The organism is Falsiroseomonas oryzae (assembly GCF_027856955.1).
GTDB classification, from domain to species: Bacteria; Pseudomonadota; Alphaproteobacteria; order Acetobacterales; family Acetobacteraceae; genus Falsiroseomonas; species Falsiroseomonas oryzae.
Genome location: NZ_JAPSMD010000095.1, coordinates 1 through 15257, shown reverse-complemented (window position 1 = coordinate 15257; position 15257 = coordinate 1). Strand labels below are relative to the sequence as shown.

The following is a 15257-nucleotide window of genomic DNA, read 5'->3' as shown; positions in this document are numbered from 1 at the left end:
CGCGCCTCCACCGCGGGGGCGAGCGCGACGGTCGCCCGGCGGGCGGCGTGCGCCGCGTGCCAGGGCACGGGCGCCGAGACGTGGCGGCGGAAGGAGGCGAGCGGCTCCGCCGCCGGCGCCGCGAAAAGCGTCGTGTTCATGCCATTCTCCCCGAGCCGGTTGGGTGCGCGTGGAGAATGGAACGCGTGTGCGTCAAAAGCGGACGCAGATCGGCAACGACCCGGGCGATGATGGGGCCGGGGTGGTCAGGCTGCCTTGGGGCCAGGGAGGCGCTCGTCCGATGTCGCCTCCGCGCCGTGCCTGCGGAGCAGCAGGCGGCCGAGGTTGACCAGTTCCTCCCGCAGGGCGGGCGGCTCCAGCACCTCCACTGCCTCGCCCCAGGTGGCGAGGTGGAAGGCCATCTCCCGCAGGCCGCCGGCACGGAAGCGGACCATCAGCGCGCCGTCCGGCGCGCGTTCCTGCGTCTGGCTGGCATGGAAGACCCAGTTCGCGGCATCGGCCGCCGAGGACGGCGCGAAGCGCAGCACCACCTGCACCGGCGTGTCGCGCCAGATGCCGAAGCAGTCCGCCATCAGCGACGCCACGTCATGCCCCGCGCGCGGGGCGAAGGCTTCGCCCGTGACCTCGAGCGAGATGACGCGGTCGAGGCGCCATGTGACCGGCTCCGCCTTGCCGACGACGAGGCCGAGCAGATACGGCCGGTCGCCGTAGAGCAGGCCACAGGGCTCCACCAGGTGCTCGCGCTCCTCCCCTCCCGCGTTGCGGTAGCGTATGCGCACGCGGCGGGCGGCGAGGAGGGCGTGCCGGAGCGTCTCGATCACGCCGTCGGCCAGCCCGATCCGCGGGCCGGGGCGCGAGGCAAGGCCCTCGGCGGCGAGCAGCGCCTCCACATCCGGCTCGGCGCGGCGGCGCGCCGCCTCGTCCATCATGGCGCGCAACTTGGTGGCGGTCGCAGCGAGCAGGTTCGCGCGGGCCGCGTAGCCGGCGCGGGCGAGGCGCTTGCCTGCCGCATCGATCTCCGCAACCTCCTCGGCCGACAGACGCACGGCACCGAGCAGGCGGCTCTGCGGGATGCGCCACCGCTTCTCACGGAGGTCGGAGGGCACCTCCTCGACGTCCAGCCCGGCTTGGCGAAGCGCGGCGAAGAGGCGCTCGATCGTGCGGCGCCCGCAGCTGAACTGCGCGGTCAGCTCCGCCATGCTCCGGCCGTAGCGGGTGGCAGCCAGCGTCAGGACTAGATCGACGGCCTGGGCGAGCTTCTCGTGGCGGTCCGGCATGTGGCTCGGGCGTGGCGGAGCGGCTTATTCCGACGGCAGATCATAGATCCTGGCCGGAGCGGGTGTGAAGCGAGTCGGCGTGAGCGGCGGAACGCGGCCGCCTTCCTCTCAACCGTCGGGCCGCGCTTCGCCCGTTCAGCCAGTCAGAGGTCATGCTGCGCTGCGGTCAGCATGTGCTCGTTCCAGCGGGCGCGGCTGCAGAAGGTAGATTGCAGCGGACGCGCTCTCAGCCCTTCCTCTTGTTTTCGGCGATGATCCGACCCTTGTCGTCGTCCGACCATCTCCGCCGACGGCCGAGGCCCGTCAGAACCTTGATCCGGCGATGCCCGACGCCCTTCGCGTCGTCGTTAACGCTATCCATAACGTCAGCCCGAAGCCTCGCGCCCCAGACTGACCCGGCACATTCAGCGCCGGCGCCGGAAGAACGACCTCGTCGCCGGGCTTATGTTCCACCTTGCCGTCGCCGCGCAGAACCTCCGCAAGCTCGCGAAGCTGGTCCGACTGCCCACGCCGGCACCCGCCAACTGACGCAGCAGGGTCAGGACAGCCTGGCCTCCGATCACCCGCCCCGTACAGGCGCCAACCCCCAGGACCGCTCAGCCGAGCTCATTTTCAACAGAAGCGGCCCGCGGCAGACTACCGCGGCCCAGTGCTACTGGCCGCGCCATGGCCACGTGACGGGGTGCGGCTGGTGGAGGCGGTCAGCGCCGACAACACCGCCGGCGATGTCTGGGCCGACACCGCCTACTGGTATAAGCGCCAGCGGACGCTGCGGGAGGGGCGTTCCGCTGACGCTTACGTTGAGCCGGGGTGCTCCCGCGAAGGTAGACGCGACAAGGATTGCGTGGATCTGGCCGCTCTTGGGTAACGTTGGCACAGCTCCATCCCGGCACTGTTAGCGTCCCCCCCGCTGAGCGACGTTCAGGTCATGCAGCACAGGCCGCTGCGCCCGGTTCGTCATCCATTGGTGTGCCAGAGGCGACCAGCCGAGGCGCGCTGGAGGACTGCGCCGTCGCCTCCTCCTCCTGGTCGCCCGAACGCACTGCGATCACTTGCGGCCGGACCCTCTGCAGCGATGTCAGCGGATCGGTGCCCGCCGGTACCAGGGCGCGCGACCACCGTCCCCGGGAGCCTTCAGTGCGGTATTCCACAGCCACCATCGGAATAAACCCCCCGAGCCCTTTAAGGGCATCCCTTACAAGGAAAACGGGGGGAATTTCGCCGCTCCAGTTCGCCTCTAGGTGACGTCGAGCTGCGGTTTCTGTTTCCCACAGATCGGGGTGACACTTGTGCAGCCATTCAGGAGACATCAGCAGCGGTGTACGGCTCAGAGCTGATCTGGCACCGGCAATTACGAGGCGGTCCGGTCGTGCGCGTTCCCAATGACAAACTTCATGCACAGTCAATGGAAGTGCAAGCTCACCTAGGATCGTTATCGCGGTCGGATCCTCGCGTCGTACTGAACGTATGCGAGCCGCGGCCTGAATGACCGAACCCTCCGAAACAGTCATTCGTACATCATTCACCAGCGCGTCTGGGTGAGTTGGCTGCCGTACTTCCAAGCCAGTACCTCGCGCCAACCGGATGCCCGCGGCTCTGACGGGCCACAGCACGTCCGCGTCGCATGAAGCAAGCCGTGGACCATCCGACATGCCATTTCGAAGGACCGCAGCTATGCGCTCCGCTGCGTCAACGCTCAGAGCCTGTCGTCCGACTACGATGACACGCTCCGCTGTTGCATATGCATTTGTGCCTGTGAGCCCGCCATGATGAGTCAAGTGCAAACGCGCGGGCAACGTCCCTCGAAGCTGCCGAATGAGCTCGGCGCGGAGCAAGTCCTCCGCCGCCGCTTGGACGACGACAAGCACGTCACCCTTGGAGCGTGCCAGTTCAACAACGACTAGCGTCGCGAGTTCGGCGATCGCCTCGGGGTGCGACGTCAGGAAGCGACGACTCCATTCCCGTCCGACCACCTGTCTGACCGTGGCCGTTGGCATCTCCACTTCAAGGTGCAGGTATTGCAACTCCGCATCACTCATCCAGGGCCATACGACGCCCGGCCGAGTAGTGGCGTCTAGAATGAGCATAGGTGCTCGCGTGACCCAGCCGGCCAACTCACGGCGCCACGCTAGCTCGATCACGCCTCGCTCGGAAAAAGAATCAGGATTAGAGCCACGGACCCGTATGCACTCTGTCTCCGCAGAGGTGCTGCCTGCGAGCTCGGCGGCGAGATCCGAGAGAAGCGCACGGCGCTCGGCGAACCGTCGCGTAGAATGCGCTCTCAGCATCGCCTCTGCGTGACCAGGATCCGAAGGCAGATCCGGCATTGGCTCTCTTGAGCGGCGCTCCAGGCTAGCGAGGTCGCAAAGATCGTGCGCTGTCAGCCCCTCTGCCTCGAGGGCGGCCCTTTGCAGCCGGGGCATCCCAATGCAGCGGGCGACCGCCGCCGCCATGCGACCTCGGAGATGTAGCAGTCGCTCGCTCAGGTCCGAGGGCAGATCGCCCGTCGTACCGGAGAGCAAAGCAGACACCGGCAGGTCGCAAGGCTCGTTTGCATCAAGACCGATCAGCCCGGCCGACCACCAAGCCTCGTCGGTTATCACCAGGCACGCGGGAGGCAACCCCTCCGGCAAAGGCCGGAAGAGCCAATGGTGAGTTACGATCCAAATGTCAGCTGGCCCACGCTCTTGTCGTCGGTATCCACACTGCTCGCGGAGCGCGCAGGTCGCGCAGACTGCTTCTGCGGAGAAGCCGGCATCCAGGGCGGCGTGCGGCAGCTCCGGCCAGAGACACATGCGAGCGCCACGCACATCAGGGTCAGGAGCGTCTCTGCCCCGCCAGACGCGCACTCTGAGACCGGGATGCAGGTCGCGGAGGGTACCCGCAACCTCGTCAATGAGCGCGTGTCGCGGCAGCGCGATCACAGCCGCACCACTCCAACCGCCGCGACGGGCTGCCGCGATCAGAGCCAGGATCCTTTGGATAACTCGCGTGGTCTTTCCGAGCCCAGCTGATGCACCAATCATCAGGCGAACACGCTGGCCGTCCGACACATCTCGCTCGAAGCGATCGAGCGACGCGCACAAGGCGGCTTCGGCGTCTGCGAGTGCCATGGCGGGACCAGGGTGCTCCGGCGAGACTTCAGCCCGATCGTGAAGGTCCCGCTTCGCAGATCGCTTTGCGAGTTCCCGAGCGAGCAGCGCGTTGATCGCGGGATCGAGGTACTCATCCGAGAGGTACCGAGCGATCACATCCTCCGAACGCTGGCCAGGATCGGCCATTCGAATTCGTCTTCGGAGCTTGGCTTTGAGCTCAGCCACATTGAGATCGGCGCCCTCAACCGCGATCTGTGCGCCGATTGCCGACAGGATTGGCGCGTGAAACCCTTGCGGACCGATTGCGGCCAGCCGCGCCTCGATGCCTTCGTTTCTGATCTCCGGCTCATGCGATTCAGCAGATTCGGTCACCGGCAATTTCGGCTGCAATTGAACAGCAGACAGTCGCTTTGTCCGCCTTATGACCGGGGAAGGAATATCGAGCGTTGCCGCGTCATGCGGTCCTTCAAAAAGGAACGTTCGACATCCCGCCAGAGGATCAAGCAGACCGCCCCTGAACGCTGGCGCTGCGGTGCAGATAGGCTGGCTAATGCCGGCTATCGCGGGATCGAGCAGCTTGTAGCCCACCCGCTCGTTCACTGCCTTCATCAATCGGCGGCGTTCTTCCTCGGTGAGCGGTGCCTTGAGCCAGATCCAGATGTGGCCGGAAAGACCGCTTTTCGCGATCCCACTCCAGCGGCTTCGACCGTGTTTCGCTGCTTCGGTATGCGCAAGATCGGCAAGGAAGGCCGATGCCGAAAGCCGAACTACGCAACTGACATCACGCAGCGCTGGCAGGGCCTCAACGAGGATCTCGTAAAGTGCACGCGCGAGATCGATCGGCGAAGCCGGCATGGCTAGTGTGGGCGGCCGTGGGACGTCGTCGAGATCGAAAACCATCCATGCGCGCGGCACGTCCACCAGTTCGGTACCCTTGCGCCGGCGAGTCTTCCTCGGGTTGGCCGTTGGCGCGAGCGCGCCGCTGACTGCGCAGAGGTCATGCTTACCCTCCAGCTCTCGGGCGAGCTCGAATAGCTCTCGTATGTCTTTCACATGCCGCACCTCTGCGGCGAACCAAGTGCCGGTACGAAAGCGTATGGGGATGATGTCCCCTGTTTTGCGGTGCACGTCGTAGCGCTTGCAGAGCAGACGCCCGCTCGCGCGGAGCAGCGTCAGCGCGTTCGAAGTCCGTTCGGTCTCCCCTGATGGGCACATAGTTCCGATAGTGCTTGAAGATCTTGTCTCGGGCATTGAGCACCTCCGCCCTGTGACATTCCCGCGGCTTCTGGAAACACAAGCAATTGCCGATGGCGGACCTGAGTGACTGCTGAGCGGCGCCCACGCGGGATGCACCCTACCCTCAGTGCCACTCCTTCCGATGGGCTTGATGGGCCTGCGGAAGCGGCATGTGACGCCGAACTTTGGACGGCGAGGAAGCTACGGCACCCGAAGCAGACACTAACCGACTCGCCTCCTTGGCCGGCGGTTTCTGCTTGCGCACGATAGGCGTGGCGGACATCTCGAGAGGTGTGAGGGGACGGCACCTGCCATAAGTCGAGCAGAGCCGTCGTGTTTACCGAAGGAGGCGGTTCAGTCACGTGTGCGATGACTCTATGGATGATCGGGCGCAGGCCCCAATGCTGGGCCATGCCAAGACGGCGTTCCTCGATCTGAGTGCATGTTCGAACGAGGAGCTCCAGGCACACCTGCACACTTGCAGGCGAATGGGGCCTGCTTTTTCCAGGGCATCCTCTATTCTCGCATCCGCCGTTCATCAGATGCGGCTGTACATCCTTCGAGAGGATGCGATGGTCCATGGACTTTCGGAGGAGGCGCGCGAGGCCCCGACCGGCAGTGCACACATCGCTCGGATCGAGGCAATGACTCACATGCTGTCGTTCGTCGACCGGGCGCGCACTGATGCCGAACGCTTCATGCGTGACAGGGGGAGGATGGCGGACAGCATCAAGTCGGAACTGCAGCGTCGCGGAAAGCGCGCGACCATCAAGGAGCGCGATCGACAGCCATCAGGTGGACGATAGTGAGCACCACAGCCTGGCTCCGCTGCGCGTGGCCCGCTCGGCTTGTGGACCAGCCGGACGCGGAGCATCGCCACGCGTATCGGAGACGTATCGTGGCGAACTCGGGCTCGGCCACTGCGCGGACGACCACAGCCGAGGCACCTACCCCGGCTAGGGGTCCTTCGGTTTCGCGGTCGAGATGTAGCTTCGAGGGCTCGACGGCGGAGTTCGAGGGCTCGAAGCGTCTCTTCGAGGGCTCGAAGCCGGCGCTCGATGGCTTGCAGTGGATCTTTGAGGGCTCGAAGTGGGCGGTTCGCCAATGCGGTAGCTGCCTGCGCAATAGAAGGAGTAGTATCGTGAGCGCGTACTTGACTGCTTGCGTGTCGGCTGTAGCTTGTGCCGCATGACCGAAACGCCAAAGCGCCCCCCAAGGTCGCGCGTGCCGCATCTTTACGGACCGCCGGCAAGCCAGATGAGCGACCCTGAGAGCATCGGTGTTGTTCAGGATGCTAAAATCGAATTTGCTCGCAAGTTGAGCAAGTGGATGTCCAGTCGAGGGTTTGGCAACGTAGATGTCGTGCGCGGCCTCGCATTACACGGCGTGAAGGCCCATCCAAGTCTAATTTCAGGCTATAGGAGGGGCAGATATCTTCCTTCCCCTGCGCGAATAGAAGCATTGAGCAAGGTTTTGGGCGTGTCGGCTTCTGAGTTAATGCCGCCGATTAATGCCGTATTGGAGGCTCCGAGAGGATTTGAGCTTGCCCCCCTATCAGATGGTCGCGTTCGGCTGCGGGTTCATCAAACAGTTTCAATCGATCAAGCAAGGGCGGTTGCACTCATTTTAGGGGAGGATGCCGACCGCGCCCTCTCAATCGGTATTCAAAGGGCGCATCTCTCTCGGCAGGAGCCGGATTAGCCTTTAGAAGATTTTTCGATGGGGTTATTGCGCCGTCGGGTGCCGACCTCCACCTTTTGAGTCATGCGTGAGAAACGTGCGTGTGAAATCAGGATGCTGACCGTTCGAGACGCGGCGGAGGCTCTGCGGGTGTCTGAAAAGTGGATCTACGCAGCCGTTAGTTCCGGCCAACTGCCGGCTGTTCGACTCGGCCGTTGCGTGCGCATCCCGGAAGACAAGCTGCGAGAGACCTTGACCGCCTCGAGCGCCGAGCAGGGGCCGCCTTCGGGAAGGCGTGCCGTGCCTCTTGATCGTCGCCGCCGCGAAAACCGAAGCGCGCCCTCGCATGTGGGGATGCACGCCCGGTTGCGCGCTCTCGGTATCCGTCTCTGAGGAGGTTAGGCAGCACTATGGCACGGTATGACAGGCGGATCGGCAGGTGGCGGGCGAACTTTACTCTTGATGGGCGCCGGATCACCAACGTCCTTCGTGGTAAGGATGGTCGCCCTATCACGGAGCGGTCCCGGGATGCGGCGAAGCGTGCCATCGCGGCGGAGCAGGCTCTGAAGGAGACCCTGCAAGAAGAGGCTGCGCAGACGCCAAAGCCTGGCAAGCCGGGCATGCTCGAGTTCTTTGGTGAGGCGGTCATCGCTTACCTGGAAACGTTGCCAGAAGGCTCGGGCAATCGGAGGAATCGGCGGGACCATCTGTCTCGTATCTTGCGCCTGCTGCCAGCGGAGACGCCGCTAACGGAAATCACCGAAGGGCGGCTCGTTCATTTGCTCGCTGATCTCCGGCGCGAACCGCTGAAGATCTATGTGGGGGGGCCGCGTCTGCCGGACGCGGGTCGTGAGCAGGCTAAGTACTGGCGGCCTCATCCGCAGGGCAGGTTGCTCTCCGAGCAGTCCGTGCACCATCACCTCGTCAGCATTGGTGCCGTGCTGCGGCACGCACGCCAGCTGCGAGCCCTGCAGGAAGTGCCGAAGCTTCCGCGGGCGGCGCCGCCCGATCGTCTGCCAAACCCAATCAGGCCGGAGCATCTGCGGCGGCTGTTGGACGCGGCGCCACAACACCTTCGTGACGGGATGATGCTGGGTGCTTGGTTGCCCGCGCGGCAGCGTGAGATTTGGTCGATGACCCTACGCCACGTAGATCTTGTTGACGGTGTCGTCCGATTTGATGCCGATATGTCGAAGAACGGTGAGGGCATCGCCATCCCAATCGCCAAGCCTTTGCGCCCCGTCCTCGAGCGGCTCGTTACCGAGGCGCGAGCGGCCGGACGACAGCATCTCCTAGTGTGGACACCGCCAAATAAAGGCGCGCTGCCGCGCCCCATTCGTCATCCGAAGACGGCTTGGCGGGCGACGCTCAAGCGCGCTGGCCTGGAGAATGCCGGTTACAGATTGCACGACCTCAAAGGGCACTGGACGACCGAGCTGTTGAGACGCGGCGTTGTGCCGCATCTTGCAATGGAGCTGTCGCGGCACGCCGATCTGGAGACCACCCTCCGCTACGTTCGTCGGCTTTCTACAGACACTGCGCGCGATGCGGTTGCGCGGCTCGATGACGTCAGTGCGGCCTAGCTGCATGCCTTCTGGGGCCAATGAGGCCTCGCAGTCTAGAGGACAGGTAAGCCTGCAGAAGGGAGACTGGCGTCGATGAGACCCTCGATTCGAGAGCTCCTCGCGGAGGTCCGCACGCTCGATGAACTGCAGTCGGTTGGACGGCTGTATGGGCCGAAGGCGGTAACGATGCAGATCGAAGCACTCTTCACCCGAGCGGTCGAGGACCGGTGGAGCGTCGATGAGCTACATTTCGGTGTGATGAGCGCCGTCGACCGAATGGTCGAGGCGCAAGAGGCCATTGCTGAGCGCAGGCTTGAGCTCGGGGCAGGGATGTCGTGCGCGCCGAGCGCCAAACTCAGCACGACAGAGGCACTCAGCGCTCCTCCTGCGACCGCTCAAGGTGGAAGAGGACCGTGGGCGATTCCGTCATCTGCATTGCCAAGATCATGACCCTGTCCTCGAGTTCCAGGAGATCCTTCACTGCCACGTCCGCCTCTCTGTTCTCGTGTTCCGTTGCGCTTTTCGTGGCCTCACGAACCTTGCGTAGCGTGTAGCTCGCCGTCGCCGCGATCTCGGTTGCGTTCTCGATCACCTACAGCAGGTCGTGCTGTAGGTCGTCACTCGTCGAAGGGGCATATTCGACGTACTGGGTGTAAGCGTTGCCCAGCGGCCCTTCTTGCGGCGGTGCGTTGAGGGCTGAGAGGAAGGCCATCGCGGAGGTGTGGCGATGGCGAGAGGAATGTTTGGCACTGGTGCCAGCACCGGTGCTGGCAGCGTGGTGTCGGAGCGGGTCGAGATCATCACCCGTGGCGAAGGGCGCCGAAGCTTCAGTGCGGAGGAGAAGGTCAGGCTCGTGGCGGAGACGCTGCAGCCTGGCGAGACGGTGACGGCGGTGTCGCGACGGCACGGCATCTGCACAAGCCTGCTGCATCGCTGGCGGCGCGCAGCACGGGGTGAGGTTCCGAGCCGGCGGGCGGCGAGACCGCAGTTGCTGCCGGTGCGCATCGTGGCGCCCGATGCGGCGCCTCCGCAGCCCAAGCCAGCGCCCGTCGCCGGCATCGCGCCCGCCCCGATCGAGGTGGTGCTGCGCAATGGGCGAGTGCTGCGGGTCGCGACGACGACGGATGGCGCTGCGGTCGCGCGGCTGGCGGCGGCGCTGGAGGCGTGATCGGCCTACCGGCGGGCGTGCGTGTCTGGCTTGCGGCAGGTCCGACGGACATGCGCCAGGGCTTCGACGGGCTGGCGCGGCTTGTGCAGGATGTGCTGGGGCGTGACCCGTTCAGCGGCCACGTGTTCGCCTTTCGCGGGCGTCGCGGTCACCTGGTGAAGCTGTTGTTCTGGGACGGCCAGGGCCTTTGCCTCTACGCCAAGCGGCTCGACCGCGGGAAGTTCGTATGGCCGGCTGCGCAGGGCGGAGTGGTGTCGCTGACGCCGGCGCAGTTGTCGATGCTGCTGGAAGGGATCGACTGGCGCATGCCGGCCTGGACGGCGCGGCCCGAGGTCGCGGGGTAGCGCTTTCCCCTTGGCGCGACGCGAGAGGATCGGCGACGATTCCGCTGTGCCCGACGCGCTCGACATCGCCGCACTCCCCGACGATCCGACGATCCTGCGCGCCCTCCTGATCGAGATGGTGGCGGAGCGCGACGACGCTCGCGCCGCGCGTGATGCGCTGGAGGCGCAGAACGACCGGCTCCGCCACATTCTGCTGAAGCTGCAGCGCCACCAGTTCAGCCGGAAGTCCGAGCGACTGCCGGAGGAGCAACTCGAACTCGGTCTCGCCGACCTCGAGACGGCGATCGCCAAGGCCGACGCGGAGGCCGAGAAGCGCGATCCGGACCTGCGGCAGGAACGCACCGCCAAGCGCCGGGCCAGCCGCGGCGCGCTGCCCGCGCACCTGCCGCGCATCGAGTTGGTCCTGGCGCCGGAGAGCACTGCCTGCCCGTGCTGCGCAGCCGCGATGTTGGAGATCGGCGCCGACACCTCGGAGCGGCTCGACGTGATCCCGGCGCAGTTCCGGGTGATCGTGACGAAGCGGCCGAAGCTCGCCTGCCGGTCCTGCGCCGGTGTGGTGGTGCAGCGGCCCGCGCCGGCGCGCCTGGTCGAGGGCGGGCTGCCGACCGAGGCGACGGTCGCGCATGTGATGGTCTCGCGCTACGCCGATCATCTGCCGCTCTATCGCCAGGCCGGGATCCTGGCGCGGCAGGGCATCCTCGTGGACCGCGCGACGCTGGCGGCCTGGGTCGGGACCGGCGCCGCCGAGGCCGTTCCCGTGGTGCGCCGGATGAAGGAAATCCTGCTGGCCTCGGCGCGGCTGTTCGCCGACGAGACCTCGGTGCCGGTGCTGGACCCGGGCCGCGGCAGGACCAAGACCGGCTGGTTCTGGACGATCGCGCGCGACGACCGGCCCTGGGGCGGCGGCGATCCGCCGGCAGTCGTCTACACCTACGCCCCGGGCCGCTGGCGCGAGCACGCCAGGGCGCTGCTGGGCGGCTACCGCGGCATCCTGCAATGCGACGGCTATGCCGGCTACAAGACGCTCGCTGCCCCGGCCACGGGTCCGGGCCCGGCGGTCGTGGCGTTCTGCTGGAGCCATGCGCGGCGGCAGTTCTACGACCTGGCGCTCAAGGCCAGGGCGCCGGTCGCCGAGGAGGCGCTGCGCCGCATCGGCGCGCTCTATGCCATCGAGGCCGAGATCCGTGGCGCCCCGCCCGAACGGCGGCTGGCCGTGCGACAGGCGCGCAGCCGCCCGCTCGTCGAGGCGCTGTTCGCCTGGTTCGAGGCGACGCTGGCGAAGCTGCCGGCGCGCAGCACGATGGCGGATGCCATCCGATACGCGCTGAACCACCGCGACGGCCTGCTGCGGTTCCTCGGCGACGGCCGCATCGAGCTCGACACCAACAGCGTCGAGCGTGCCGCCAGGCCCGTGGTGCTCGGCCGCAAGAATGCGCTGTTCGCAGGCTGCGACGAGGGCGCCGAGGCCTGGGCCGCCATCGCCTCGCTGATCGAGACCTGCAAGCTCAACAGCGTCGATCCGCAGCGCTACCTGACCGACCTGCTCACGCGCCTCGTCGAGCGCTGGCCGCAAAGTCGCATCGACGAACTCATGCCGTGGTGCTGGGCGAAAACAGGCCAAGCCTGAGCCGCCGCAACAGCAAGGGCCGCAGAGCAACGCTTACTACTGGGTTAGCTTTTTCATCACACGGCCTCCTGCGCCGACTTCAGGGCGCACTCGGCAGCCCGCCTGTCCTGTTATCGTCGAAATGTGGCCGCGACCTACGGCAGGTGTGAGTCGTCATCTGGGTTGTCCACGATCCAGCCAGCAATCTGCGCGCCACGACGCTGCGGAGCAGTAGTGAGAAGATCTCCTTCAGCGCGTGGCGAACGCATTGTCGGCTACACCGATGTTGCTCTGCATTCGTCGAGGAATGGTCAGGCACCGCCAGCCATCAAAGCTGTTCCCCCAAAATTCGGCAGCGCGGTGATAGGCTGCCCGTCGCGAAGCTGCGCCGCCAACGCGCGCAGCACTTGCTCCGCCGTAGGATCGCCCGCGCCGGAGCGGAGAAGTAGGGACTTAAGCCGCGCCCAGTCCTGCCCGGCGTCCACCAGACGGCCGAGGTCAAGCTGCCAGAGCAACCCTGCGCGGTACGGTGGCGACTGCTTCTCCACCCAGGCATCGAGGAAGGATCGGGCCGGACCCGGTGGGAAATGGGCGAGTGCAATGGCCGTCGCCAGGCTCTCCTCGACGATCTCCCACTTAGATGGGAGCGGCGCTGCCGCTGCGTGCCGCCAGCTGCAGGCGCAAGCATGGTTGAAGTTGGTCGCCGCCCGCAGCGCGTCCAGGCCGTGCTGCTTGTCGCTGCCGTCTATCGCAGTCGAGACCGCCGCCCAGTCGCGATCGACGGAACAGGGCAAGTGTGCCTCAGAACACATCGCCGCATGCGCCAGTTCGTGAATCGTCACCGCGGCGAGGATGACCGGATACAGTTCGACCACCTTGCCGGGATGGCCGGCGGCCCGCGCGACGTCCCGCAAGCCGAGCGCGGCTTCGAGGAGCAGTTCCGGGCACATGACGATCGCCGGGCGGTGCAGCCGCCAGTGGTGGGGTGCATAGTACGCGAGCGCGTCCATGTCTGGTACGGCTTGGTGCCCAGGCCGCTCCTCGGCAGCGCGGGTATGGTCTTTCCGTGCGAGTGCCGGCAGGGTCGGCGGGCGGCTGGCACGGTAGTCGGCCTCGCCGAGGAGGAGGATCGGGATCGGATTCGCCTCCCTGCGGGCCCTCGCGGCACCGCGGGAGCGTCCGCGCCATGCGCCAAAAGCAGGATTGAGTCGGCCTTCCAGCTCGGCTGCGAGTTCCTGCCCGATCGGAAGGCGGGTCGTTAGATTGATGAATGTGAGCCCTTGACGAGCCCTGTCTGATGGCGACACGACCCGGTCCCTGATTACACTTTCGCGTTCTCGGCGAAGCCTTCTGTTGTCAAGACACGCTGCATTTGCAGCAGCGCACGGTGTTTCTGTTCCCGAAACATCACGGCGTATGTCTCCAACAGCTGGTCGACGACGTGTGGGCCGTTGAACAGCAAGGCAACGAAGCCCGCGTGAAAAGGGCGCGCGAGCAAACTCAGTATGGGCAGGCGCGGGTGATACTCGACGAGCAGCGCCTGGCGTACCATGCCCGGTGCCAGATTGCGGGCCATGCGGAAGACGCCTCCGAATTCGCCCTTCTCATCCGGTGACGGAGAGCAGAACAGACGCCCGATGGACGAGCCGGCTACGAGCAGAGGCTGACTGACATCGAGCGGATTGCCCTCTGCCCTCACGTCGCCCCTGACACGCAGGGGGACAGTCCCCAACGTCCTCAGCGCATTGTACTGGCAGAGCAGGTCGTCTCCCACGACAGTGGGCGCCCCGTCGAGCGTCTCCAGCCCGAGGGCCGAGCAGTCGAAGACCCCCTCGACACAGGCGAAGCGGACAGGCAGGCGGCGGAGCCGAACGCCGGCACGCGGACGACAATCGCCCTTTACCACGATCCCGTCAGGCTCGAAGACGACAGGACCCGTCACCTCAAAATGCTGGAGAAGCTTCCCACGGGTGTCGGGCGTGGTCGCGGATCCTTCAACGGCCCGGCGTCCGCCATTTTCCCTGGTAACCTCTAGGCGGTCGGCGCTCACGGTCGGAGCCGCAGAAGGGCTGCGTGTCCGTTGGCCTCTCCCCTTCTCAAGTCGCGAAGGACGAGTTCCGCCGGCGTCCGGCGCGTCGCACTCAGGGGGCATCGAGCGTAGCTACCCGCGTCGGGACGTAACCGCAACTGATCTCAACATGGAACGTACCGCAGTGATTGTCGGCCGCACCTGTCGATTGGCGTCCCTGGGTCGGGCCGTCACGACCGGCTCGTCCGCCTGCACGTCAGCAGGAGGAACCGTCGACGCAGCCTCTCCGCATCCGGCCGCGCACGCTGCCGACGCCTTGCCATGACGGGACCGCTTCCGGCCTTGCCGGTCCCGGTCGCGATGCCCGCGCCGGTCGCGTCAGACAGGCCGATGATCCGCCCGATCCGTGGCAGCCTCACAGCCTCCGACAGCCGGTCGAGGCAGTGCCGGTCCCATTCCGGCGCGTCGCTGACCACCCGTTCGGCCGCCGCGAAGGCGGCGGCGGCGGCACGGCGCGCGACCCCGCGGTGGTTGGCGCCCTCGGCCGCCAGCATCGCGCGCGCAATGCCGTGCAGCGCCTCGGCCTTAGCCGGCCACGGGGTCCGGCCCAGCGCGGGGCGGATCAGGCGGCTCTCGCCCAGGCCGGCCTCGTCCACCCAGGCGATCCCACAGGAAAGTTGTAGGAGCCTAAGCCACTCGCTTCGATGTCAAGGAACCGGATCAATCCGCTTCTCCGCCATTCCACTGCGGGTCTCGCATGGTGCCCTGTCACGGCATGACAGGCTCGTGGGCGATGCTTCCCGCAGGTCCGCATCGTGCTGGCCGAGGAAAGACGGGGATCACCGCGATGAACATCTACGAGGCCACCATCAAGCTGCCCGGCGGCGGGCTGCAGAAGGTGCAGATCCAGGCCAAAAACTGGTCGCATGCCCGCGACCTGCTGACTATGCAGTACGGCAGCGGCAACTTCATGAACCTGCACCAGAAGAGCTGACGGGACGGGCAGGAGCGCGCCGCATGTGCGAGTTCTGCTGGGAGGAGCTCGGTGCGCGCATTCTCGCGGCCGCGCTGCGCGGCGCGCCGTCCCCGGCCGCGTTCGACGCCCCCTGGTGCCAGCCGATGGTGCTGCAGGAAGGCGTGCGCGGCGTGCCGGAGAGCGTCGCGGCGCCGGTGACGCGGCGCTGCCTTGCCATCGAGGCCGCCTGGCGGGCGGGCGCGGCGTCGGCGCGTCCGTTCCTGCCGGAGGGTCACCGCTTC

The 15257-nt window shown here is 66.3% G+C and carries 15 protein-coding genes; 9 read left to right on the top strand and 6 right to left on the bottom strand.

Translation table 11 applies throughout. The features are described 5' to 3' along the window. Positions 1–245 precede the first annotated feature (245 nt). The gene (locus tag OZN99_RS11980) at positions 246–1277 is read right to left on the bottom strand and encodes a helix-turn-helix transcriptional regulator (protein ID WP_270935454.1); all 1032 of its coding nucleotides are present in this window, start codon (positions 1275–1277) and stop codon (positions 246–248) included. Positions 1278–2203: 926 nt separating this feature from the next. Then, complete coding sequence (locus OZN99_RS11975) at positions 2204–5623, bottom strand: hypothetical protein (RefSeq protein WP_270935453.1); 3420 nt, start codon at positions 5621–5623, stop codon at positions 2204–2206. A gap of 386 nt (positions 5624–6009) precedes the next feature. Between OZN99_RS11975 and OZN99_RS11970 the strand changes: the two genes are divergently transcribed. The 4 genes from OZN99_RS11970 to OZN99_RS11960 all read left to right on the top strand — a co-directional run bounded on the left by OZN99_RS11970 (position 6010) and on the right by OZN99_RS11960 (position 8871). Then, complete coding sequence (locus tag OZN99_RS11970; RefSeq protein ID WP_270935452.1) at positions 6010–6414, top strand: hypothetical protein; 405 nt, start codon at positions 6010–6012, stop codon at positions 6412–6414. A gap of 451 nt (positions 6415–6865) precedes the next feature. Continuing rightward, positions 6866–7309, top strand: coding sequence for a hypothetical protein (locus OZN99_RS11965; protein WP_270935451.1), 444 nt, complete (start codon positions 6866–6868; stop codon positions 7307–7309). A gap of 63 nt (positions 7310–7372) precedes the next feature. Then, positions 7373–7681 carry a helix-turn-helix domain-containing protein gene (locus OZN99_RS33535; RefSeq protein WP_408611829.1) on the top strand — a complete coding sequence of 103 codons (309 nt, stop codon included), beginning with the start codon at positions 7373–7375 and terminating at the stop codon, positions 7679–7681. 17 nt (positions 7682–7698) lie between these two features. Next, positions 7699–8871 carry a tyrosine-type recombinase/integrase gene (locus tag OZN99_RS11960; RefSeq protein ID WP_270935450.1) on the top strand — a complete coding sequence of 391 codons (1173 nt, stop codon included), beginning with the start codon at positions 7699–7701 and terminating at the stop codon, positions 8869–8871. Positions 8872–9226: 355 nt separating this feature from the next. On the opposite strand, the gene OZN99_RS11955 is transcribed toward OZN99_RS11960, so the two are convergent. Then, the gene (locus tag OZN99_RS11955; protein WP_270935449.1) at positions 9227–9445 is read right to left on the bottom strand and encodes a hypothetical protein; all 219 of its coding nucleotides are present in this window, start codon (positions 9443–9445) and stop codon (positions 9227–9229) included. Between the two features lie 147 nt (positions 9446–9592). Here OZN99_RS11955 and tnpA point away from each other — a divergent pair, with 147 nt between their 5' ends. The 3 genes from tnpA to tnpC all read left to right on the top strand — a co-directional run bounded on the left by tnpA (position 9593) and on the right by tnpC (position 11992). Then, entirely contained in the window at positions 9593–10021 is a 429-nt protein-coding gene (gene tnpA, locus OZN99_RS11950; RefSeq protein ID WP_270935448.1) for an IS66-like element accessory protein TnpA, read from the top strand. Next, positions 10018–10365, top strand: coding sequence for an IS66 family insertion sequence element accessory protein TnpB (tnpB, locus tag OZN99_RS11945; protein WP_270935446.1), 348 nt, complete (start codon positions 10018–10020; stop codon positions 10363–10365). The genes tnpA and tnpB overlap by 4 nt, the downstream gene beginning before the upstream one ends. A 115-nt stretch (positions 10366–10480) precedes the next feature. Next, complete coding sequence (gene tnpC / locus OZN99_RS11940) at positions 10481–11992, top strand: IS66 family transposase (protein ID WP_270935455.1); 1512 nt, start codon at positions 10481–10483, stop codon at positions 11990–11992. Between the two features lie 290 nt (positions 11993–12282). On the opposite strand, the gene OZN99_RS11935 is transcribed toward tnpC, so the two are convergent. The 3 genes from OZN99_RS11935 to OZN99_RS11925 all read right to left on the bottom strand — a co-directional run bounded on the left by OZN99_RS11935 (position 12283) and on the right by OZN99_RS11925 (position 14656). Further along, a complete protein-coding gene (locus OZN99_RS11935; protein WP_270935445.1) occupies positions 12283–12981 on the bottom strand; it encodes a hypothetical protein in 699 nt (232 codons plus the stop codon). 311 nt (positions 12982–13292) lie between these two features. Then, a complete protein-coding gene (locus OZN99_RS11930; RefSeq protein ID WP_270935444.1) occupies positions 13293–14021 on the bottom strand; it encodes a hypothetical protein in 729 nt (242 codons plus the stop codon). A 209-nt stretch (positions 14022–14230) separates the two neighbouring features. Continuing rightward, positions 14231–14656 (bottom strand): hypothetical protein, encoded by a 426-nt coding sequence (locus tag OZN99_RS11925; RefSeq protein ID WP_270935443.1) that lies wholly within the window; start codon positions 14654–14656, stop codon positions 14231–14233. Between the two features lie 191 nt (positions 14657–14847). On the opposite strand from OZN99_RS11925, the gene OZN99_RS11920 reads away from it, so the two are divergent. After that, positions 14848–14994, top strand: coding sequence for a hypothetical protein (locus tag OZN99_RS11920; protein ID WP_270935442.1), 147 nt, complete (start codon positions 14848–14850; stop codon positions 14992–14994). A 23-nt stretch (positions 14995–15017) separates the two neighbouring features. Then, a partial coding sequence (locus tag OZN99_RS11915) for a hypothetical protein (protein WP_270935441.1) occupies positions 15018–15257 on the top strand: 240 nt, incomplete at its 3' end.